The sequence below is a fragment of the Rhizobium sp. FG96 genome, from assembly GCF_057808655.1.
In genome coordinates, this window is record NZ_JBMDIL010000017.1 from 96,739 (window position 1) to 118,323 (window position 21,585).

General features: G+C 58.2%; 21 protein-coding genes and 3 pseudogenes. 16 read left to right on the forward strand and 8 right to left on the reverse strand.

The window, feature by feature from the left end; genetic code table 11:
- Window positions 1-318 precede the first annotated feature (318 nt).
- Window positions 319-1,317 (forward strand): helix-turn-helix transcriptional regulator, encoded by a 999-nt coding sequence (locus ACODR6_RS27695; protein WP_489025541.1) that lies wholly within the window; start codon window positions 319-321, stop codon window positions 1,315-1,317.
- A gap of 617 nt (window positions 1,318-1,934) precedes the next feature.
- Here the strand turns inward: ACODR6_RS27695 and ACODR6_RS27700 are convergent.
- The gene (locus ACODR6_RS27700; RefSeq protein WP_489025542.1) at window positions 1,935-2,213 is read right to left on the reverse strand and encodes a hypothetical protein; all 279 of its coding nucleotides are present in this window, start codon (window positions 2,211-2,213) and stop codon (window positions 1,935-1,937) included.
- Between the two features lie 193 nt (window positions 2,214-2,406).
- On the opposite strand from ACODR6_RS27700, the gene ACODR6_RS27705 reads away from it, so the two are divergent.
- A complete protein-coding gene (locus ACODR6_RS27705) occupies window positions 2,407-3,339 on the forward strand; it encodes an NAD(P)-dependent alcohol dehydrogenase (protein WP_489025544.1) in 933 nt (310 codons plus the stop codon).
- 37 nt (window positions 3,340-3,376) lie between these two features.
- Window positions 3,377-3,970: pseudogene (locus tag ACODR6_RS27710) on the forward strand (helix-turn-helix transcriptional regulator); the annotation flags it as partial.
- An 87-nt stretch (window positions 3,971-4,057) separates the two neighbouring features.
- Here the strand turns inward: ACODR6_RS27710 and ACODR6_RS27715 are convergent.
- Together ACODR6_RS27715 and ACODR6_RS27720 are read right to left on the reverse strand one after the other, a co-directional pair.
- A pseudogene (locus ACODR6_RS27715) lies at window positions 4,058-4,312 on the reverse strand (DinB/UmuC family translesion DNA polymerase); the annotation flags it as partial.
- Window positions 4,313-4,324: 12 nt separating this feature from the next.
- Window positions 4,325-4,624: pseudogene (locus ACODR6_RS27720) on the reverse strand (transposase domain-containing protein); the annotation flags it as partial.
- A gap of 231 nt (window positions 4,625-4,855) precedes the next feature.
- On the opposite strand from ACODR6_RS27720, the gene ACODR6_RS27725 reads away from it, so the two are divergent.
- From ACODR6_RS27725 to ACODR6_RS27735, 3 genes are all read left to right on the forward strand, one after another.
- A complete protein-coding gene (locus ACODR6_RS27725; protein ID WP_489025546.1) occupies window positions 4,856-5,647 on the forward strand; it encodes an AraC family ligand binding domain-containing protein in 792 nt (263 codons plus the stop codon).
- A 96-nt stretch (window positions 5,648-5,743) separates the two neighbouring features.
- A complete protein-coding gene (locus tag ACODR6_RS27730; protein ID WP_489025548.1) occupies window positions 5,744-6,136 on the forward strand; it encodes a cupin domain-containing protein in 393 nt (130 codons plus the stop codon).
- Between the two features lie 43 nt (window positions 6,137-6,179).
- A complete protein-coding gene (locus ACODR6_RS27735) occupies window positions 6,180-6,866 on the forward strand; it encodes a GNAT family N-acetyltransferase (protein ID WP_489025550.1) in 687 nt (228 codons plus the stop codon).
- On the opposite strand, the gene ACODR6_RS27740 is transcribed toward ACODR6_RS27735, so the two are convergent.
- The 3 genes from ACODR6_RS27740 to ACODR6_RS27750 all read right to left on the reverse strand — a co-directional run bounded on the left by ACODR6_RS27740 (window position 6,856) and on the right by ACODR6_RS27750 (window position 9,819).
- The gene (locus ACODR6_RS27740; RefSeq protein ID WP_489025552.1) at window positions 6,856-7,065 is read right to left on the reverse strand and encodes a diguanylate cyclase domain-containing protein; all 210 of its coding nucleotides are present in this window, start codon (window positions 7,063-7,065) and stop codon (window positions 6,856-6,858) included. The genes ACODR6_RS27735 and ACODR6_RS27740 overlap by 11 nt on opposite strands.
- Window positions 7,066-7,549: 484 nt before the next feature.
- Window positions 7,550-8,716 (reverse strand): IS110 family RNA-guided transposase, encoded by a 1,167-nt coding sequence (locus ACODR6_RS27745; RefSeq protein WP_489025554.1) that lies wholly within the window; start codon window positions 8,714-8,716, stop codon window positions 7,550-7,552.
- Between the two features lie 107 nt (window positions 8,717-8,823).
- Window positions 8,824-9,819 (reverse strand): LacI family DNA-binding transcriptional regulator, encoded by a 996-nt coding sequence (locus tag ACODR6_RS27750; protein WP_489025556.1) that lies wholly within the window; start codon window positions 9,817-9,819, stop codon window positions 8,824-8,826.
- A 180-nt stretch (window positions 9,820-9,999) separates the two neighbouring features.
- On the opposite strand from ACODR6_RS27750, the gene ACODR6_RS27755 reads away from it, so the two are divergent.
- The 7 genes from ACODR6_RS27755 to ACODR6_RS27785 all read left to right on the forward strand — a co-directional run bounded on the left by ACODR6_RS27755 (window position 10,000) and on the right by ACODR6_RS27785 (window position 15,633).
- The gene (locus ACODR6_RS27755) at window positions 10,000-10,953 is read left to right on the forward strand and encodes a sugar ABC transporter substrate-binding protein (RefSeq protein ID WP_489025558.1); all 954 of its coding nucleotides are present in this window, start codon (window positions 10,000-10,002) and stop codon (window positions 10,951-10,953) included.
- Window positions 10,954-11,077: 124 nt separating this feature from the next.
- The gene (locus ACODR6_RS27760; RefSeq protein WP_489025560.1) at window positions 11,078-12,199 is read left to right on the forward strand and encodes an ABC transporter permease; all 1,122 of its coding nucleotides are present in this window, start codon (window positions 11,078-11,080) and stop codon (window positions 12,197-12,199) included.
- Window positions 12,199-12,987 carry an ATP-binding cassette domain-containing protein gene (locus tag ACODR6_RS27765; protein ID WP_489025562.1) on the forward strand — a complete coding sequence of 263 codons (789 nt, stop codon included), beginning with the start codon at window positions 12,199-12,201 and terminating at the stop codon, window positions 12,985-12,987. The genes ACODR6_RS27760 and ACODR6_RS27765 overlap by 1 nt, the downstream gene beginning before the upstream one ends.
- Window positions 12,988-13,068: 81 nt before the next feature.
- Window positions 13,069-13,863, forward strand: a complete 795-nt coding sequence (locus ACODR6_RS27770) for a TIM barrel protein (protein ID WP_489025564.1) — start codon at window positions 13,069-13,071, stop codon at window positions 13,861-13,863.
- 26 nt (window positions 13,864-13,889) lie between these two features.
- A complete protein-coding gene (locus ACODR6_RS27775) occupies window positions 13,890-14,909 on the forward strand; it encodes a Gfo/Idh/MocA family oxidoreductase (RefSeq protein WP_489025566.1) in 1,020 nt (339 codons plus the stop codon).
- 54 nt (window positions 14,910-14,963) lie between these two features.
- A complete protein-coding gene (locus ACODR6_RS27780) occupies window positions 14,964-15,257 on the forward strand; it encodes a MurR/RpiR family transcriptional regulator (protein WP_489025568.1) in 294 nt (97 codons plus the stop codon).
- 19 nt (window positions 15,258-15,276) lie between these two features.
- Window positions 15,277-15,633 (forward strand): hypothetical protein, encoded by a 357-nt coding sequence (locus ACODR6_RS27785; protein ID WP_489025570.1) that lies wholly within the window; start codon window positions 15,277-15,279, stop codon window positions 15,631-15,633.
- A 235-nt stretch (window positions 15,634-15,868) separates the two neighbouring features.
- On the opposite strand, the gene ACODR6_RS27790 is transcribed toward ACODR6_RS27785, so the two are convergent.
- Window positions 15,869-16,330: a MarR family winged helix-turn-helix transcriptional regulator gene (locus ACODR6_RS27790; RefSeq protein ID WP_489025572.1), complete on the reverse strand. Its 462-nt coding sequence runs from the start codon at window positions 16,328-16,330 to the stop codon at window positions 15,869-15,871.
- A gap of 477 nt (window positions 16,331-16,807) precedes the next feature.
- On the opposite strand from ACODR6_RS27790, the gene ACODR6_RS27795 reads away from it, so the two are divergent.
- Both ACODR6_RS27795 and ACODR6_RS27800 read left to right on the forward strand, forming a co-directional pair.
- On the forward strand, window positions 16,808-18,733 hold the full coding sequence (locus tag ACODR6_RS27795) for an FAD-binding monooxygenase (RefSeq protein ID WP_489025649.1): 1,926 nt from the start codon (window positions 16,808-16,810) through the stop codon (window positions 18,731-18,733).
- Window positions 18,734-19,036: 303 nt separating this feature from the next.
- On the forward strand, window positions 19,037-19,408 hold the full coding sequence (locus ACODR6_RS27800; RefSeq protein ID WP_489025574.1) for a winged helix-turn-helix transcriptional regulator: 372 nt from the start codon (window positions 19,037-19,039) through the stop codon (window positions 19,406-19,408).
- Window positions 19,409-19,602: 194 nt separating this feature from the next.
- Here ACODR6_RS27800 and ACODR6_RS27805 read toward each other — a convergent pair whose 3' ends face one another.
- Complete coding sequence (locus ACODR6_RS27805) at window positions 19,603-20,550, reverse strand: LysR family transcriptional regulator (protein ID WP_489025576.1); 948 nt, start codon at window positions 20,548-20,550, stop codon at window positions 19,603-19,605.
- 174 nt (window positions 20,551-20,724) lie between these two features.
- Here ACODR6_RS27805 and ACODR6_RS27810 point away from each other — a divergent pair, with 174 nt between their 5' ends.
- Complete coding sequence (locus tag ACODR6_RS27810; protein WP_489025578.1) at window positions 20,725-21,573, forward strand: class II aldolase/adducin family protein; 849 nt, start codon at window positions 20,725-20,727, stop codon at window positions 21,571-21,573.
- The last annotated feature ends 12 nt before the right edge of the window (window positions 21,574-21,585 follow it).

The following is a 21,585-nucleotide window of genomic DNA, read 5'->3' on the forward strand; positions in this document are numbered from 1 at the left end:
CTGGGTTGCACTGCGGTGATCATCAAATCGCGCCGTGGCCTGCACTACTACCAACGCATTCAGGCGCATTCCTCGTCGGTGCTTGTTTCTGTTTCAAAGCCCGCGTCAGGCTGCCGCTGTATGGAGTCTGCCGAAGTTGTGAGGGTGAGGCATGAGCCCTAGCAATTCAAACTAGATGGCGGGTAGTTCACAATTGTAAGATTGCAGCCGTACTCTCTGCGTGATAAAGATTGCGAACAACATCTAAATTCCGCAAAATTCGACCGTCCACAGGGCTCAGGCCGAGCCAATAGCTATGCTGGACATTAAAGGTGTCAGGTGAACGGTAATTCCAATGCTGAACTACAATGGACGGGCGCAAACTTCGAAAGTAAGTTGAGCACGTTCAGTCACGCTGGTCAGTTCCACGCGGTGCCCACAAATACAAATGGATGCTTCGATTGGGCGGCCAATGCGCGCTCTCACGGCCCATTGAGGTTTGTTGAACTCGCGTGCAACGGCGAGTGCGATCTATGGGCAACGGCAGATACCCCGGAATTGCTAACTATCCATGTCGCGCGAGAGGGCCTCGCCGGCCTGACCCGACGACAAACCACAATAGCAGCATCACCGGGTCAAATATTGCTCGGGCATAGCCGTGAGGCAGATCGCTTCCTAGTGCGGGGAATGTTCCATCGATCGCAGAACATCTTCATAGACTGGGGCATGATTTCCCAAGCGTTCGGCGAACTTTTTGAAATGCCCCTTAATGGATCGCTCGACCTGTCAACACTAATTGATAGATCCGGTGCTTCGGCACATTTGATTAAGAATCTTGTCGAAACAATCATCTGCGGCATGAATGGGGACGCCATCTTGCTTCAGTCACCCATAGCGTTTGGTAACCTCACCAATGCACTTGCTCATTTACTGGTTCTGTCGGTGCCTCACCGCTATTCCGACCAACTGGAACAAAAGAGATTCCTACCAACACCGTGGCACATTCGCCGTGCTATCGATTTCATGCATGTGAACATCGGAAAGCCGATCACGATTTCGATGGTGGCTCAATCCGCCAATGTCTCAGTTCGCACGTTGGAAAACGGCTTCCGAGCGTTCAAGGAGGCTACACCGGCCAGCTACTTGAGAACACTAAGATTGAGGGCAGCTAGGCAAGATCTTCTCGATCCCTCGAACCAACAAAGCATCAAGGAAATCTGTCTGAAGTGGGGCTTCTTCCACGCAGGCCGTTTTTCTGCAATGTACAGACACTTTTACGGGGAAGGGCCGCAGCAAACCCGGAAACGGGAACCTCGATTGGACCGCCTCTCAAAGTGAGCCGATCGGCGCGCCTACATCGTTGATAGCGGGCAATAGAGCCGTGAGTTGAGGCCGCAGGTGGCGCGGTTCCTTTGGGCTGCTAATGCGCCGGCATTTCCGAGTGCGTGTGCGTTGGTGATGGCCTCGCCGATCTGTTTGCAGCGGCACGCTGAGGGGTTGCCAACAAAACGGGACGAGGTCTCCAAGACGCCGTACGCGACGAGGAGGTGGTTGCGATCGAAAGCGCCATGGCCGAGCGGGCGAGGGAGATGGGAGATTCCCGCAGCCATGGCGTTGCCCGTCGTCATGTCGAGCGAACTTATCTAGGCAGGACGAGGCGATCCTTGCAAATATAGCCGCGCTTCCCTCCCCATGGATTGAAGGCGACGACAAAGTTTTCGACGCAAAAAGGACATACGTGGGCCGTTCCGACCAGCCGCGCTGTGAAATTGAGCACGTCACCTGCCGAAAGCACCGCGGTGGTGGTCATTGGCGCTGGCAAGTCCATCATGCTCGCAGCGCCTCGCGATGAGAGCTGGCTCAGGGGCAACGAATTTTTGCCGTGGCGACGTCCACGAGCTTGCGGGGCGGTGGTGGTCCTATCAGGCTCGGCCCCGCGTCGATAACCGCTTCGCTCAGCAGGAGGATCTCGTCGATGGCCTCGGTGCGGGGCAGAGTTTTGATCGCCCCCAGATCCCGCAGATGGACGCTGAAGGGGGCGGTCCGAACGCGGCCGGTTCATGACGGTTGAAGTCGTCGCCTTGCTTGGTCGTCAGGACGGGTACGATCAGCGGGTTGAAGCGAAGCGCGCTCACCAGCACCTCGATCAACAGCGACAGGCCGGAAATTCTTTGGTCTAGCAGCAAGGCGCGCACCTCCTCGGCAATTGTAGTGTGCTTGCCGTCGCGATCCATGCCCCAGTCGGAGGGGATGCTGCGTCCGCTTAATGGCATTCATAACCATCGACATGCTCCAAAAATCCGGAGCGGGAATTTCTCTCCTGATAGGTCAACAGCCTAAAATATGCGATAAATCATTGCTGACAAATTCTGTCACTGCCTTGCGCTACGTTAGGGCAATCTTCCGCAACGCAAATGAAAGATCATTGTGAAACGTATTCAATACACCCGATATGGTGGTCCTGATGTCATGCATCTTGATACCTTTGTCCTCAGCGCACCCAAATCCAATGAGGTGGCCGTTAAGGTAAGATTCGCCGCCATCAATCCGGTCGACTGGAAGCTGAGGAATGGTTACCTTAAAATGGTCACAGGCAAGACTTTCCCGCGGGGGATGGGCTGTGATTTCTCCGGCACGGTGACCTCGGTTGGGGCTGACGTCACCCGCTTCAAACCGGGTGATGCTGTGTTCGGCCTGACGCACGTCAAGGATTGTGGTGCGCTCGGCGAGGCCGTCGTCGCCTCGGAAAGATTTCTTGCCAAGAAGCCAGATGCCGTCTCTTTCGAGGACGCAGCCTGCCTCGGCACTCCTGGCGTTACTGCCTGGAATGGCCTGGTCGATAAGGCTCGCCTAAAAGCTGGGCAACATGTTTTCGTTAACGGCTGTATGGGCGCCGTCGGCTCGGCGACAGTGCAGATAGCTCGGATGCTTGGTGCTACAGTGTCCGGCACCTGCAACGCGGACGCTATGCCTCACGCCCGGGAACTTGGGGTCACCAATATTTTCGACTACCGCACCACCGACCTCGCGAAACTCGGCGGCCGCTTTGACGTTGTTTATGACACGGCAGGAGCGATGTCGGTTGCTGTAGGTCTCGGTTTGTTACGGAAAGGAGGAGTATTCCTCGATATTGATCCGACACCTGTAAAATTCATCCGCGCGTTGTTCAATCGGCGGCTCAAACCGATCATCTGTACGGCGCGGGCCGAGATCCTGGACGGTTTGGCAAGTGCTGCTGAGAGCGGAAAACTTCGGTTGCCGGTTAGTGAAACTGTACCTTTGAGTGGAGCGATCCCCTTGATAACGGCCCTTGAACGGGGCTTGAAATTAAAAGGCAAAGCGTTGGTCGCAATGCAGTAGACTACACCAGGCACTACTTGGCTGATAGGCTGTTCCAATGTCAAAAAGCAAGCGACTGTTCGATCTCATGCAGATGCTACGCCGCCACCGGCGGCCGATTCGGGGAGCTGATCTTGCACGGGAAGCGGGCGTTTCGCTGCGTACAGTCTATCGGGACATTGCAGCCCTTCAGGCGCTCGGGGCGATAATCGACGGCGAGAGTGGGGTCGGTTATGTGCTCCGCCCCGACTTTCTGTTGCCACCGCTGATGTTCTCGAAAGAGGAGATTCAAGGCCTCGCCCTCGGCGCAAAGTGGGTAACGCAACACGCCGATCCAGAGTTAGCGCGGGCGGCAGCGGATGCGATGGCAAAGATCGGCGCTGTATTGCCCCCGGATATCCGCGATGAAATGGAATTCAACGCCTTCTATGTGTGCAATGCTGCAGACAATGCTCAACCACTCGATCTGTCACTGTTGCGCCTGGCTTTCCGCGAGCAGCGCAAGTTGCGGATTGTCTATTTCGCGCCCTCCGGCGAGCGAACTAGGCGGGTGATTTGGCCGATCGGGGTCGGATTCAACGGCAAACGCCGCATAGTTGGCGCTTGGTGTGAATTACAACATGACTATCAGATGTTCCACCTTGAATGGGTGGAGGAGGCCCAGCTGCTGGAAGAGCGGTATCCTGGCCGCCGCCGCGACCATGCCCGGATCTTGCAGGGCCGAGTCAGCGAAGTTTCACGGCCGAACGATCGGGGCCAGCAGCAAGTCGATGATATCCTCGAGGTCGGTGATCGCCGGTAGGGGGGAACCGTCTTGCTACGGGTGATCTGGTTGAAGTCGGCATATTTTGACTTTGAGCGTCACCGTCTTGGCGCCGATCTCGTCGGCCTCGCAATAACCCCATACCTTTTCGATCAGCGGCTGAAGCCTTTCGCGGGCCGGCTCGTAGGTATGAAGGTCCTGCGAAAACGTATCCTCGGCGCAGACGGATTGTAAGCGAGGTTCTCAGGCCACGGGCTGGAGGACAGGTTTGCCGGGATAACCATATGACCAGGGCAATAACTCGTCGATTGACTGTTGGATGGCCGTTCACGATCTTGGTGAGGACGTCGGTAAGATAGGCCAGCGGCTCGACGCTGTTGAGTTTGGCAGTTTCGATGAGCGATGCGATGGTAGCCAGTGTTCGGCCCCGGCGTCGGAGCCCGCGAAAAGGGCATTTTTTCGATTGAGAGCAAATGGCCTTGTGGATCGTTCGACGGTGTTGGAGTCGATCTCTATGCGGTCGTCATCGATAAAGAGGTCAAGCCTTGGCAGCGTGACAGTGCATCGCTGAGCGGAGAGCGTGGTCGCATTTCGATCATGTCCTTTTCGGACAAATCGGCGGGGACTTCACGGGCGGGTTATTCGGGGTCCATATGGCGGACCGAGCGTATCGCTCGTGCAGCACGGCACCGACTTGTCTCAGTCCTGAGACGCGTTTAAGCTGTCCGAATGCAGGCAGGATTTATTTTCTTGTCGCCAGAGCGACAGGCGCTTATGGCAACGAATGAGGCGGCGGAACGGGCGGCTGTCGGCTATGCCATGGACTACCCGGATGGACTTGTATCGGGGATGCATAGTCATTCAAAAGCGCAACTCGTGTACGGTATTACCGGTGTAATGCGGGTGGAGACCGAAGAAGCCCTATTCGTTCTGCCCCCAACGAAAGCCCTGCTGTTGCCCGCAAACGAGCACCATTCCATCACCATGGAAGGCAGAGTGGCGATGCGCGGACTATTCATGAATCATAACCTCGCGGAGGCCGTTGCCGACGAAACACGGGTCATGGCTGTCAGCCCGCTTCTTCGCGAATTGATCGTCGCAGTCTGCAATGAGCCGGTTGATTGGGAACTTCAAGGACGTGTCCCTCATATGATCGCGCTCATCCTAGACGAAATCAGGCATGCGAAGACATTGCTGACGCGCCTCCCTCTCCCCCACGATGATCGGTTGGCTCGGCTCGCCCAAGCGATTATCGCAAACCCCAGTGATCCAAGAACTCTTGAGGATTGGGCTGATACGTGCGGTGCTTCCAGCCGGACATTGGCGCGACTTTTCCATCGCGAGACCGGCATCAGCTTTGGGCAATGGCGATTACAGGCGAGATTAAATGCGGCCTTCGTGCTACTGATGACGCATGGGGACATTTCCCTCGTTGCGGCCGCCGTCGGCTTCAAAAGCCAATCTGCATTAGGCGTCGCCTTTCGGCGCTCGTTTGGACTCACACCGGGACAAGCTCGCAGCTTAAATATTCGCCCGATTTCGAGCCTCGAAACATCCGCTATTTGACCGTTTCACGACAAATTATGGCCATCTATTGTTCGCCGACGTTGTGCATAATTGCGCCGGTAGTCAACAAGCCATCCTACGCTAAAGGAGACGCGGATGAGCATCGGGCTTTTTGAAGATATTAGGGTTGTTCGGGCACATGAGCTTGAAGAAGGTCCAATTACGCCAGGCCAGAACCGTCGCAAGGCGGTGGAAGCGGGCGACCTTTGGGTTGGCGAGTGCCATGTCACTGCCCTTGATCAACCCAGTCAGTGGCACCACCACAAGGATTTCGACAGCGTAATGTACATGCTTTCTGGCCGTATCCGGGTTGATTACGGGGTGGGCGGCAAGAAGTCATTTGAACTTGGCGAAGGGGACTATGCCTACTTCCCGCGCCGCGCGATCCATCGCTGCCAAATTCTCCAAGGTGGAGACAAAGTTCGATATGTCTTTGTTCGGGTGGGAAAGGGCGAGACACTAGAAAACGTCGATGCCCCGGAAGCATGACGTTTAGCAATTCTAACAGACAGTCCCGGAATAGGAGCCTGAAATGGCCGAAGAAATGCAGCAATGGACGCCACGTCAGCGACCCAACATTCAGGAGATGGAGGGCCGCCTAGTCCGGCTGGAAAAGCTCGACGCCGACAGGCACTCTGATGATCTTTTCGCCGCCTCGGCACAAGCTGATGGTGCTGATCGTTTTCGATGGCTGCCTGATTTTCCGCCGACGGATAGGTTTCACTTCCGTGCATGGGTGGAGAGTTCGGCAGCGAGTGAGGATCCCTTGTTCTTTGCAGTGATAGACAAGGCAACAGGAAAGGTCGCCGGTCGCCAAACGCTTATGCGCCTTGATGCTGCCAATGGCGTGGCCGAAATTGGGCACATCTACTGGGGATCGCTTATCTCGCGCAAACCGGCAGCGACAGAAGCACTCTACTTGTTCGCTCGTCATCTGTTTGATGACTTGGGTTATCGACGCTTTGAATGGAAATGCAACAACGAGAATCTACCTTCGAAACGAGCAGCTTTGCGATTTGGGTTCCAACACGAAGGTCTTTTCCGCCAACACTTGATCGTCAAGGGATTCAACCGGGATACGGCTTGGTTTGCAATGCTCGATAAGGATTGGCTTGCCCTCAAACCTGCATACGAGGCATGGCTCGCGCCAGAAAATTTTGACGTTAACGGTGAGCAGAAGTGTAAGCTCGAAGAGTTTCGCCGACAATTCAGCAGCTAGTGATGGCGGGTCGAAAGGCACGGGGGGCTAGTGCGGCGCCAGCGCAATACCCTCCGCCATAGCGGGCAACAAGGTCGTGTTTGCTGCGCGTGTAGCGTTCCAGCACCCTGGCGATTTCCGTGAGGCAGGCGTCTCCTGCCGGTTGCCCGTATCGGTCCTTGGAGCCTTTGACAAAGCGGCATCCACCATGGGCAAGCATCAGTAAATCCTGCCCAAGCCCGCCAAGCTCGCTGGCGAGAACCTCGTCGAAGCGGCGCTATCCGGCTTCCCTCAGGCATTGGTCTCATCTTCAGTCAACTTGCGCGCGCGAATACCGGCTCTAATACAGTTGAGAGCGTCGTAATGCCGCTTGATGAGCGGGGTCAGCAGTCGATTCCTTTCACATCAGGTTTTTTGTCAATGGTTCATTTGGATGGCATCACAAAGCCTCCTTTGTTCGCAGATCCACGGTCTGAGCCCATCGCTTACCGGCTCGTTATCGAGCCTGTACAACCTCACATCCGGTCGCCGCTCTTGGCGGCAGGCACCAATTTCCCGCTTTCGCGGGCGCGGCTCAGGAGAACGGGACCAATCTCAAGACCGGCAGTTGAAGCCAAAAGGAATCCCGGTCCGTTCACCTGGATCCGACAGGGGGTGATCACACCCTGAGGATTAGAATTTACTTTTTGCGGCCGTTTCGCGCGTCAGGCAGCTTTCATGATTGCACCTTCGATTACGACGCCGGAACTCACGTACTTCCAGAGTGCAACGAGCAGTTTGCGGGCCAAAGCCACGATCGTCGGCTTTTTGAGGCGACCGCTGTTGCGGGCGATGCGCTCCTTGAACCAGCAGGTCAGCGCCGAACTCGGTTGATGGCGGAGCCATAACCAGGCGAGCTCTACCATTGTCGCTCGCAAACGCGGATTTCCCGCCTTAGAGACACCTTGCTCGCGATTGACGTTCCCGCTTTGCCAAGGGGAGGGAGCAAGGCCAGCGTAAGACGCGATTTGCCGTCGATTGTCGAAGTGTCGGAACAGGCCTTCCGTGTAGAGTATCGTAGCGAACTCCGGACCGATTCCTCTGATTCCCAAAAGCGCCGTCGCGCCTGCCGGCGTTTCCGGCGTCTCCTGGACGACCAACGCATCTCGCTCTGCTTCTACGGCCTTGATTTGTGTGAGTATCAATTCGAGGCGATCAAGCTCTCTGCAGATTTCTGCCTTTAAATGCTTTGATAGCGGACGGCCATCTCCAGTTCGAACCTCGTCCAGACGCTGGCGACGATCGCGATTTACAGGCTCGTACTCTCGTATTCCTTGCGTGAAGAGCAACCCCTTGATGCGATTGACGTGGAAGACACGTTCGGCAACCAGGGTCTTTCGCTCCCGTCCGATCCGACGATTATCGTCCTCCTCAGGTGTGAGAAGTTTGACCATTGAGCACGCCCGTGGCTCGCCACGTTTCCACGCCATCAAGGCCCGGATCAGCGTTTCGCCGTCGATGCGATCCGTTTTTGCCCGGCGATGGCGGCGGGGCATGGCAATGGACGCGGCCTCTACAATGTGGCTCTCAATCCAGGTTTCCTTGCTGAGTACCCGTCCTAGCCAAAAGCCATCAAGTCCAGCCTCTTGGATTACCACCAGCGGGTAAAGTCTGTTCTTTCGCCGTTGGGCTTTCTGGCGAAGGGCGGCAAGACACGAGAACAGGCCGGCAGTGTCACCTCCCGTGACTGTATGGCGAGACATCTTTTCGCTGCCTGGCGATAGCGCGGTCACAAGCCATGACGATTTGCTCAGTTCCAACGAGATGAAAATTGCGCCAAGATCGACGGCGGTAGCGGTCTGCGCTTGAGTTTGATCTGCTGTTATCGGCATGATTGGCCTCCAGAGAGTTTTCTAGCGACCTCACTCTGCCACTGTGCAGGCCGCTACTCACCCCTGATGGGATCTCAACTGGCTTAGGGGTTTCCTCAATGCGAGGTTTACGTCGAGCGCCGAACGATCAGCTTGCCGGGTAGGGTGACGGTTTCGGCTTCGACCCTTCCCAAGATCATGGCGATGATCGCCTGGACCATTTCATGCCGGGGTTGCTCATAGGTGGTGAGGCTGTAGGCGTGCGATCCGCCAAGCTCGTAATTGTCGAAGCCGACGATTGCAATGTCTTCGGGAATGCGAAGGCCGAATTTGCCTCGGATCTCGTCCATCGCTCCGAACGCCAGAATGTCGTTCTCGCACATGAGGACATCCGCTCGATCAGCGGCCGCTGTTTTGGAAAGGTAATCTCGAACTGACGTCGCGCCGGCTTCGGCGCTGTACTTCTCGGCGGACAGGAGCTCGACGTTGCGGATACCCTTCTCGGCCCAGAATTCCGCAAAATGCTGCCGACGGCGAAGGGCGGTCGATAGCGCCGCCGCTCCGCTCATGAAGGCGGGGCGGCGGTATCCCTTGTCGTAAAGGTGGTCGACGATGTCCCGGAGGGCGAGTTCGGCGTCGCAGACGACGGCCGGCACGCCATCGATCTGGCTGTCGCGGGCGAGCACGAACATCGGCGGCAAGACGTGGCCGAGCTGGCGATCGGTCAGGGTTTCGTCGCGGAACGCGGTGCCGAAGAGAATGATGGCGTCGACCTGACGCTGGTCGGCGTGGAGCAGCGCATTCACGTGGTCGAAATGATTGTTGATGTTGATGAGCATCGCAACCAGGCCGGCCGCCTGTAGCTGCTCCGTCAGCGTCTCGAGGAAGGGGAGCTTTTGCGGGTTGGCAAAGTCGTCGACAAACACTGCCACCTGCCGCGTCGAGTTCGTCGCGAGACTGCGCGCCAGGAGGTTGGGCGTGTAGTTGAGGGCAGCAGCCGTCTCCAGGACCTTACGCTTGCTCTCCTCGGTGATCGACGCGCCTGGCGTGAAGGCCCGGATGACCGTCCATTTCGACACTCCGGCGGCTTCCGCCACCTGTTTTGCTGTCGCCCGCTTCCGCATTACGCCTCCCGAAGAAAATAGAACAAACATTCCATTTTCCGATTCCGGTGAAATGAATGCTTGCTTTTAGCCTATTCGCCGATATGATGCACCCGTTTGCACCCGGTAGCAAAGATTTTGCACCCGGTAGCATTCGTTTTTAAGCCGTCCTGTGGAGTGGACGGCCCGGAGGAGGAAAAAATGAAATCAATTCTGAAGAAGCTTGCTTATGGTGTCGTCGCCGTCGGTATTGCCACGTCGTGGTCGGTCGGCGTGAAGGCTCAGGAGCAACCGAGCATCATCGCCGTCACGCATGGGCAGGCGTCGGATCCGTTCTGGTCGATCGTCAAGAACGGCATGATGCAGGCCGCCAAGGACAGTAACGTCAAGGTCGACTATCGCGCGCCGGAGACTTTCGACATGGTTGCAATGGCCCAGCTCATCGAAGCAGCCGTCAACCAGAAGCCGGCCGGCATCGTCGTCTCCAATCCTGATCCCGACGCGCTCGGCCCGGCTATCGAAAAGGCGGTCGCCGCCGGTATTCCGGTTATCTCGATGAACTCGGGCATTTCAGCCGCCGAAAAACTCGGCATCAAGCTGCATGTCGGCCAGGACGAGATGCCGGCGGGCATCAAGGTCGGGGAAAAGCTCAAGTCGCTCGGCCTGAAGCATGTCCTCTGCGTCAACCAGGAAGTCGGCAACGCCGCGCTCGACCAGCGTTGCGCCGGCACCGAGAAGGGCTTCGAAGGCGGCAAGGTCACTGTCCTGCCGACATCAGCGGACCCCGCCGAAATCGAATCGAAGATTCAGGCTGCTCTGACCTCCGATCCGTCGATCGACGTCGTTCTCGGCCTGTCGGCACCGCTCGTCGGCGAGCGTGCGGTTGCCGTCGTTGAGAAGATGGGCAACGGCGACAAGGTCAAGGTCGCATCCTACGACCTCTCTGCCGGTTTCCTTCAGGCGGTCGCCGATGGCAAGGCTCTCTTCGCCGTCGACCAGCAGCCTTACCTGCAGGGTTATCTGCCTGTGACCTTCCTCGCACTCAACGCCCGCTATGGCACAATCCCGGCAGGCAACGTCGCCTCCGGCCCGAGCTTCGTCGAGAAGGACGCGGCTGCTTCGGTTATCGAGAAATCCTCCCAGGGTATCCGCTAAGCGGAAACCGCGGCAGCTCCCACCGAGGGTGGGAGCTGCTCTTCACAGCCGTATCGTTTCTGCCGCGCGACCTTGATCGCGGCGACGACGGCGCACGGATAATGTCTATTTCCGAGGTATGACCATGACGCTGGCCAACGAACAGAACGGAGCTACGGCCCGTCCCGACGAGCGGCTGAAGAAGGTTTCGACCACGAGGGCGCTGCTGCGGCGTCCGGAGCTCGGTGCCGTCGCCGGACTGGCGCTCGTCACGATTTTCTTTTTCTTCACCGCCAATCCCGCCATGTTCACACTTGCCGGTGTGATCAACTTCATGGCGCCGGCTGCGCAGCTCGGCATTCTGGCAATCGGCGCCGCTCTGTTGATGATCGGCGGCGAGTTCGACCTTTCCATCGGTTCGATGGTCGCCTTCGCCGGTCTCGTCTTCGGCACCGCTCTTGTCGTCCTGCACCTGCCTCTCAGCGTCTCGATTCTGATTACGCTCGCCTTTGCCGTCGTCATCGGTGTCACGAACGCGCAGCTGACGATGCGCACGGGCCTACCATCCTTCATCGTCACCCTGGCGTTTCTCTTCATCCTGCGCGGCCTGACGCTCGTCGGCCTGAAATGGGCGAGCGGCGGAGCAACCCAGCTTCGGGGCATGAAGGAGGCCGCGGCCGGCAGCCCGCTTGCGCCGCTCTTCTCAGGCGATGCCTTTGCCGGTCTGTTCTCCTGGCTTGGGAGCCACGGCATCATCGAAACCTTCCCGAGCGGCGCTCCCAAGGTTCCCGGCATTCCAGTCGAGATCCTGTGGTTCGTGCTGATCGCGCTCATCGCCACCTGGGTGCTGCTGCGGACGCGCTTCGGCAACTGGATCTTCGCCTCCGGCGGCGACCCGCGGGCTGCCCGCAAGTCCGGCGTCCCCGTTGCCCGCGTGAAGACCACTCTCTTCATCGTGACGGCGATGTGCGCCACTCTCGTTGCCATCCTCACCGTGCTCGATGCCGGATCGACGGATGCGCGCCGCGGCTTTCAGAAGGAATTCGAAGCGATCATCGCGGCCGTTATCGGCGGATGCCTGCTGACCGGCGGCTACGGCTCGGCGATCGGCGCCTTCTTCGGTTCCATCGTCTTCGGCATGGTTCTGATCGGGCTGACCTACACGTCGATCGACCAGGATTGGTATCTCGTCTTCCTTGGCGGCATGCTGCTGACGGCCGTCATCTTCAACAATGTCATTCGCAAACGCGTGACGGGAGAACGCTGATGAGCACGTCCAAGACGCCCATCGTCGAGATCAGGAACCTGGTCAAGCACTTCGGCTCCATCATCGCGCTCAATGGCGTTTCGTTGAGTGTCCATGCCGGGGAAGTCCTCTGCCTTCTCGGGGACAACGGCGCCGGCAAGTCCACCCTCATCAATACGCTGTCGGGCGTGTTCAAACCGACATCGGGAGAATTTCTCGTCGACGGGCAGCAGCGATCCTTCACAGGCCCGCGCGACGCGCTGGATGCGGGGATCGCGACCGTCTACCAGGATCTCGCGATGATCCCGCTGATGTCGGTGACCCGGAACTTCTTCATGGGCCGCGAACCTCTGAAGGGCTTCGGCCCCTTCAAATACATGGACATGGACTTCGCCAACAACGTGACACAGGACGAGATGCGCAAGATCGGCATCGACGTGCGCGAGCCCGATCAGGCGGTCGGCACGCTCTCCGGCGGCGAGCGCCAGTGCGTCGCCATTGCCCGCGCCGTCTATTTCGGCGCGAAGGTTCTCATTCTCGACGAGCCGACCTCGGCGCTCGGCGTCGCCCAGACCTCGATGGTTCTGAAGTATATCGACCAGGTCCGCAACAAGGGGCTCGGCGTCATTTTCATCACCCACAACGTCCGCCATGCCTATGCGGTGGGCAACAGGTTCACGGCACTCAATCGCGGCAAGACGCTCGGAACATTTGCGAAGAGCGAGATCGACCTGGACGGCCTTCAGAACCTGATGGCCGGCGGCAAGGAACTGCAGTCCCTCTCCGAGGAGCTCGGCGGAACAATCTGACTGGTCGCTCCGGAACAGACATCCGGTTCGGCGCATCCGCGCCGGGCCGCGACCTTCCATACCCCTCAAGCAGGAACACTCATGAGCACTGCCAGCAATTCACCCTTCCCATTGGCCGCCTGCGCCGAAATGCTGTGGCGGGACAAGCCGATCGAGTGGCGCGCCTCGCGTCTCAAGGAGATGGGCTTCGGCGTCGGCCTCTGGAACTGGCCGGAACACGACATCGGCAAGCTTGCGGCAACAGGCGCGAGTTTCACGATCATGAACGGCTATCTGACCGGCCGTCTCACCGACGACGAAGGCGCCGACGAGCTTCTGCGGACTGCGCGCGAAACGGCGCAAGTCGGCAAGCGGCTCGGCGTTCAGCGGCTGAACCTTCATGGCACCGGCCTCGGCGATCGCGGCCTTCCGGTGCAGCCGATCGAAGTCGTCACCGGCGCGATGTGGCTGAAAGCGCGCGATACGCTTCGCCGGATCGTCGACCTGGCGGAGCAAGAAGGCGTCGTCTTTACGCTGGAAAACCTGAACCTGCCGGTCGATCACCCTGGCGTGCCGTTCGGCCGCGCCGAGGACACGCTGGCGCTCGTCTCCAGCATCGATCACCCCAGGCTTCGTCTCAATCTCGACCTCTACCATGCGCAGATCGGCGAGGGGAACCTGATCGAGCTCTGCCGGAAGAGCCTGCCATGGATTGGCGAGATCCAGGTCGCCGACGTGCCGGGACGCTGCGAACCGGGCACAGGCGAAGTCAACTGGAATGGTATCGCCAAGGCGCTGAACGCAATGGGTTATTCCGGGCCGATTGGCATGGAAGCCTGGGCCGCGGGTGATCCAGAGACAGCGCTCGAAGCGTTCCGCGCCGCATTCACGATCTGAAATCACGAAATTACAGGACGAATCCTATGCCCAAGATCAAATCCGTCAATGTCGGCCTCATCGGCGCCGGCCGCATCGGCTCCTTTCACGGCGAAACCGTCGCCCGCCGGCTGGTCGATGCCGAACTCGTCGCCATCGCCGATCCGGCGCCGGGGGCTGCGGCGAAGCTCGCCGAGCAACTCGGCGTCGATGCTGCATACACCGACGTCGCAGAACTGCTTGCCCATCCCGGTCTCGACGCCGTGATCATCGCAACGCCGGCGCGCTTCCATACCAATGTCCTCGTGCGGGCGGCCGAGGCCGGCAAGGCGATCTTCTGCGAGAAGCCGATGGCCCTGACGCTCGAGGACGCCGATCGTGCGATTGCCGCTGCGCGTTCGGCGAATGTCGCGCTGCAGGTCGGTTTCAACAGGCGCTGGGACCAGGCCTTTGCCGAAGGCCGCGCCGCGATCGATGCCGGCAAGATCGGGGCGCCGCAGCTCATCCGATCGTTGACGCGCGATCCCGGCCCATTCGGCGCCGATCCCGACAGGATCCCGCTCTGGACCATCTTCTACGAGACCCTGATCCACGACTTCGACACGCTGCTCTGGCTGAATCCGGGCGCCAAGCCGGTCGAAGTCTTCGCAATGGCCGACGCGCTCGTTCGTCCGGATGCGAGGGACAGGGGCTTCCTTGACACCGCCGTGGTGAATATCCGCTTCGACAACGGCTCGGTCGCCGTCGCGGAAGCGAATTTCTCGGCGCTTTACGGCTACGACATCCGGGGTGAAGTCTTCGGTTCGGGCGGCATGGTGACCATGGGTGATGTCAGGCGTTCCAGCATGACGCTCTTCGGCAAGGACGGCGTGTCCAGCGATACCTGGCGCCGCGACACCGACCACTTCATTCAGGCTTATACGGCTCAGCTCGCATCCTTCATGGCCTCCGTCCGAAACGGCGAAGTGAGGAGCGGGCCGACAGGAGCAGACGCTCGCAACGCCCTGGCGATCGCGCTCGCCAGCATCGAGTCCGTCTCCAGAAAGCAACCTGTCACCGTGCGGTGATGAGCGAGGTGCGCCGGCCTCCGGCGCACTCCACTCCAGCGAGGAGCCATGTTGATGAACGCATTGAAGAAGCCCGAGAGCTTCGGCGAGCTGAAGGGCATGATCGTGGCGACTGGGCTACGGCTCCCCGAGCAGCAGGAGCGTGTGGCGAGAGCGATTCTCGCCCGGCCAGATATTGTCGCTTTCGGTACGATCAGTTCCGTCGCCGGCGCATGCGCCGTCTCCCCAACCACGGTTGTCCGTGTCGCGAACGCCTTGGGATTCGAGACCTTCAAGGAGTTCAAACTGTTCTTTTGTCAGCATCTGCGGTCGCTCTCGGCAAGCGGACGCGCGATCAGTTTCCAATAATTCGTATCACAGAGCTTGAATGAACAGCCTCGATTGCCTGACCGCCGGCGTAAGTCTTGCCGTTGGCCAGCTGTCATCGGCTAACGATGGTCTAGAAGATCTCGGCGCCGACATTTCGCTCGAAACCTGCCTCCGCGCAGCGGCGGGCAAGACTACCGGGGCGTGGAAGCCGGCCGAAAGCTTCGTGCGATGCCGTCATATTAGACCTTTTGCTCGCTGGTATTCCGGTGAGTTGGCGGAAAGGTCGGTAGATGACGAGATTGCGCCCGTCGCTAGCCATCGGCGCAGCTTCGCGATGGGCTGCGAAGTGATGGTTTACGGCGAGGTGCCAATGATGGCGCCCGGATCGCCGCTTGAGGCGATGCCTGGAGAATAATCATGCCGGAGGGAAGGGTTTCCGCCTTCGCGGCACGGCGGACGGAATTTTCGAGACGCCTCATCTGTGAATACGGTCTTCAGCGCGCCTACCACCGGGAGGACGTAGGTCTAAAAGCGATAAAATAGGGCCAAACGACACGCGCTCACTTCGATGCAGAGGCGGGCCACGATGTATTCTACCACTGGTGTCAAGCTGTTTCGGGTGCAAGGGCGGTCGGATGCCAAGACGTTTTCTAGCCAGCCGCTTTCAGAGGCACTCGTGACGCATCATTATTCAGTTCGACTAGTTGCGACAGAATCCGCATGAAAGCCTTGCGGTCTTCGGGCGCAAGTGGCGCCAGGATACGTTCCTGTGCAAGGAGGACCCCGGGCTCGACCTCTTCGAGCACAGCTTTACCATGTGGAAGCAGGTGCAACAGCTTGATGCGCTTATCTTCTGTGTGAGCTTTCCGAACGATCAGGCCCTTCCCTTCCATGCGTTCCAAAACGTTTCCCAGCGTCGAACGGTCGAACGCAATCGTTGCCGAAAGCCGCGTCGCGTCTATGCCTGGGTTGTCGCGGATTGCAACCATGGCGGCATATTGAACGGGAGTGATGTCGACGGGCGCGACCCCCTCTAGGAAAATTGACACAGCAATCTGTTGAGCCCGGCGAATGAGGTGCCCCGGCATCTCGTAGAGGTCGTGCTCCGACATGATCCAATAGACCCTTTGAAAGTGCCGTATTCGGGCAGACTGACAGTATACGTTCGTTCGGCGTGGTTTCAAACCGCAAAAAGTGATCTCAGGCTAATCCAATGTTTTTGCAAGCTTCTTTAAGCCTCATATCGCAGTTCTACTGTCAAGTTCACGGTTTGATTTTAGAAAAAAATTGACACGGTAAAAATCCTCAGCATACTGTCAATCGTCGTTTGGTGGATGATCATTCGGTTTTCCGAACGGAGATCCGAGTCACGAAGCACGTGGAGAGCGTTGGTCGATGTGAACAGTCCATCGACAGATAAGTTGCTCGGCAGCGTCGCCGATGCTGGCGTGGACAAGGTCGGTGCGGCCGTAATCGCTCCAAGGGCTTCGATGCGTGGCGCAGGTCGCGCCGCAGGAACGCCAAAGCATTGCCGCGGCCACCACGGCCGCGGTGGACCTGTGTTGAATTTTTCAGATCGAGGCAAAACTATGCAGTTTCACCTGAATGGGTTTCGCACTGGGGATCCGGCAGTCGCCCAGAGCAAGCATGCCGCCCATGCAAGTACAGAAACACTGCCGGATGATGTCGATGTACTGATTATTGGCTGCGGCCCGGCAGGCCTCACGCTTGCGGCACAGCTCTCCGCCTTTCCGACGATCCGGACCTGTATTGTTGACCAGAAGCTCGGACCGCTCCAGCTTGGTCAAGCCGACGGGATTGCATGCCGGACGCTGGAGATGTTCGAAGCGTTTGGTTTTGCCGATCGCGTCCTCAAAGAGGCGTACTGGGTCAATGAAACCTCTTTCTGGAAACCGGATGAAGCCAATCGTGACAATATCGTCCGTCACGGCCGTATCCAGGATGTCGAGGATGGGCTGTCCGAAATGCCCCATGTCATCCTCAATCAAGCGCGCGTACACGATTTTTATTTGGACCTGATGCGAAAATCGCCGAGCGGGCTGGAGCCACACTACGGACGGCGTCTTGTTGAGCTCGTCATCGATACCGATCCTTCCAAATCCCATCCCGTCACCGCGCGCTTCGAACGCATCGAAGCAGGGCATGAGGGTGAATTCGAAACGGTCAGGGCACGCTATGCGGTCGGTTGCGACGGAGCTCGCAGCACGGTGCGCAGTTCGCTTGGACTTGCGTTGAAAGGCGATTCAGCCAATCAAGCTTGGGGCGTGATGGACGTCCTCGCGGTGACCGATTTCCCCGATACCCGCCTTAAGGCGGTCATCCAGTCGGCGAGCGAAGGCAGCATCTTGCTAATTCCGCGCGAAGGCGGCTACCTTATCCGCATCTATGTCGAGCTCGACAAGCTCGCCGAAAATGAACGGGTTGCCGGCAAGAACATCACCATCGATAAGCTGATAGGCGCCGCGCAACGCATCCTCCACCCATATACACTGGATGTGAAGGAAGTGGCCTGGTGGTCGGTTTACGAGATCGGCCAGCGCCTTTGCGACAAGTTCGACGATGTACCAGAGGACCAGCTAGCGACACGCCCGCCGCATGTCTTTATTGCTGGCGACGCGTGCCACACCCACAGCCCGAAAGCCGGGCAGGGGATGAATGTCTCGATGCAGGACGCCTTCAACCTCGGCTGGAAACTGGCCTCCGTGCTGGATGGCCGCTGCGCGCCAGACCTGTTGCACAGCTACTCCGCCGAACGGCAGGCGGTCGCCCGCGAATTGATCGATTTCGACCGCCAATGGGCGAAGATGCTGAGCACGCCGCTCAAGTCTGCGAGCCATCCCCACGGGATAGACCCGGCAGAAGTGCAGAAATATTTCGTCAGGTCTGGACGCTATACCGCCGGCACCGCGACCCGCTACGGGACATCGAAGCTGACCGGCGAAGCAACCTATCAGCACCTCGCCAAGGGCTTTTCGATCGGCACGCGCTTTCATTCGGCGCCGGTTGTGCGTCTCGGTGATGCCAAGTCTGTCCATCTGGGCCATGCTGCCAAAGCCGACGGTCGTTGGCGACTATACGCATTCGCGGGGGAGGGGGACAGTGGCCAATCCGGCCGAGCCATTGCGGCCCTGTGCGATTTTCTCAGCGACGCACCTTCATCTCCGTTGATACGATATACGCCGAAGGGCGGTGACATTGATTCCATCATCGACGTGCGCGCGGTATTCCAACAGCCCCATCGCGATCTAGCGATCACGACGATGCCTGCATTGCTTTTACCGATAAAGGGACGGCTTGGCCTGCGCGATTACGAGAAGATGTTTTGCCCCGATTTCAAGGCCGAAATTGATATCTACGATCTACGCGGCATTGATCGCCAACAGGGATGCATCATTCTTGTGAGACCAGATCAATATGTCGCTCACGTTTTACCCCTCGAAGCGCGTGAAGATCTCAGTGGGTTTTTCGACCGATTCATGCTAAGCGGCTCGTAAGGTTGCCTTGCCGAGCAGTCCCGTCACCCGTTCCTGAACGAGACCGTCAAAATTACAGTCGCATCTGAGCTCTCGGGCTTGACTTTTCCGATGCCAACTTCCGTTTCAAAGTATCATGGTTGGTCGCCGTCGATGACACTCACGGTAAATGCGTTTATCGCTTCCGGTGCCAATCGCGACTGGCGGAGGAGAAGTCGCCAGCTAAATTGTAAAAGCTCACGAGAGCGGTTGTATCTCTAGTATCTAGAATAAACTTTGTAAAACTGATAGGTTCACTCTGGGGACATTTGGAGTGGAAGTGCGATGCTTGATCTTGAGCCAATATGTTTTTCATCGGATTGTCCAAGCCGCGCGCTGTTCGATCAGATCGCCGATAAGTGGTCAATGATGGTCCTGGCGGTACTCTCCGACGGTCCGCAAAGGTTTAATGCGATCAAGCGCCGTTTGGAAGGCGTCACCCAAAAGGCGCTCACTCAGTGCCTTCGGAGATTAGAACGCAATGGTTTGATCTCGCGTCACGTGATCCCGGTTTCGCCCGTCGCCGTCCAGTACGAAATCACGCCATTGGGAAGGACGCTGCAGCAACCATTTAAGGAGCTGCATTTATGGACTGTCGATAAGCTGCCGCAGGTCGAGCAGGCAAGGCAGAAATTCGACCAAGGGCTTGGCCGCTAATCCCGCGCTTATGGGACGAAGCCTGTCGCCGCTTTGAGACAAGGAAGGGACGTGATCTGCGTTCGGCGAGCACACCTGAGATCCCCGCTGCAGGAATGGCACTGTTTTCTCCGGTCTGACGGTAGCCGAGAGCCTTTGGCATCGATGTCGAGAATGGGACTACTCGACTAGGCCAGAGCTTATTTCAAAATGGATTAGGGCAACGGGGCAGGGTCGCGATCGTACAATTGATCGTGGATGCCGTGCGTGAGGCTCTCGAGCAGGAGAAGTTGAAAGCCGGAGAGCCTCTTGCCAGCTCGTCTGACACAATAGACCGGGACCTCCAAAGCAATGCCCGGAGTTTCGACATGTCGCAAGATATTAGAAGCAATCTCATCCCGAACCGAAGACGCAAACAGGAAGGCGACCCCTGCGCCCGCCCGTACGGCTTGCTTTATCGCCTCGGCATGGCCGAACTCCATCACGATTGATCGGCGCGAGATTCCAAACTCCATCAGCGCATGTTCCTCGATCTCGCGGCGGGGCGTCCCGGATTGAGCGGTAACGAAATCGAGTCCGGCCAGCGTGTTTGCGTCCACGCCTGCAGCGTCCAAATCATAGTCTCGCGGCGCACAGAGGATCAGTCGGTCTGCTGCGATCCGCTCGACCTGCAGTCCCCCGATCTCGTGGCGAGGGTCAAGGATGGTGAAGGCGAAATCGCAATCGCCGTTTCGGACCTCCTCGGTCACCAGCATTGGCGAGGTTATGCGCACCGATACCTCGCTGCCCCGATATCGCGCACGGTAGCCCGTGATCAGCTCCGGTAGCACGTAAGAACCTAACGTCATCGACGCACCGACGATCGCCTTTCCAGCTATGCCGCGCTGCCTGTCAGCCATCTCACGTTCGATTTCGTGCGTGCGACTCACTACCTCCTTTGCCCACTGCAGCACGCGGCGGCCATCATCAGTGAGCGCGATACGGCGCCCATTGCGCTGGATCAGAGTTGCGCCAAGCTTTTCGGACAGGGATTTGACATGCGCCGAAACTACCGGCTGCGCAAGGTGCAGCCGTTCCGCAGCGCGCGAGATGCTGCCGAACTCGGCGACGAGACAAAATATCTCGAGCTTATGGATCGAGAGTTGAGAGGCTGCTGAGCGCATTCCCATTCATAGCATAGAGCAGATGAATTGGGCCAGAACTATATATTAGAAGAGAGGTCTTATCAGCTGTACGTTCACTTCGGACCGGCGGGGAGTGGAGTTAGTCGGCTATCGCAAAAGCTGGGCGGCCTTACTCTCCAGGCGAGGCGGAAGGGGCACGGGATTCACATCCCGATGTCCGAACGGGCGACGATAAATACCGCGAAATGTTCGCGCGTATTTCTGAGAGGAGAAGTTAACTTGTGTTGTGCAGATGCAGGCTCACATCAGGCCGCTGTTGATATTTCCGATACGGCGACCGCGTCAGTACCGCCTTCGCCTCATTTAATCGAAGAGCTTGTTGCGGCGAACCAAATTCTTTTCGACCAAGGTGTTGTAGATGCCTTCGGCCATGTCAGCGTTCGGCACGACAAGCGTCCAGATCGATTTCTGCTAGCGCGCAATATGGCGCCGAGCCGGGTGACGGCAGAAGATATCGTCGAGTTCACGCTCGACGGCGAGGCGGTCAACGCAAAAGGTCGCAAAGTCTACCTAGAGCGGTTCATCCATAGTGAGATTTATCGGACACGGCCAGACGTGATGTCGGTCGTCCATAGCCATTCCCATTCTGTTGTTCCCTTGAGTGTGGTCAAGGGAATGCGGCTGAGACCGATCTTTCATATGGCTGGCTTTATCGGGCAAGGCGCACCCGTCTTTGAGATTCGCGAGACCGCGGGCGATGCGACTGACTTGCTTGTCAGCAACAATGCGCTTGGCCAGGCGCTGGCAAAACACTTCAATGGGCACGACATCGTTCTGATGCGCGGCCACGGATCAACGGTCGCTGGCGGCTCCGTCAAACAGGCGGTGTACCGGGCAGTCTATGCCGAGCTTAACGCTCGATACCAACTTCAAGCAATGCAGCTCGGAGAGGTGACTTTTCTCACCGAGGAAGAGGGCAAAACCGCCGTCGAAAGTGTGGAGGGGCAGCTTCAACGTCCGTGGGACATGTGGCTTGAACAGGCGCGATCTCGCCGGAACTGATGGTTCCAGAAG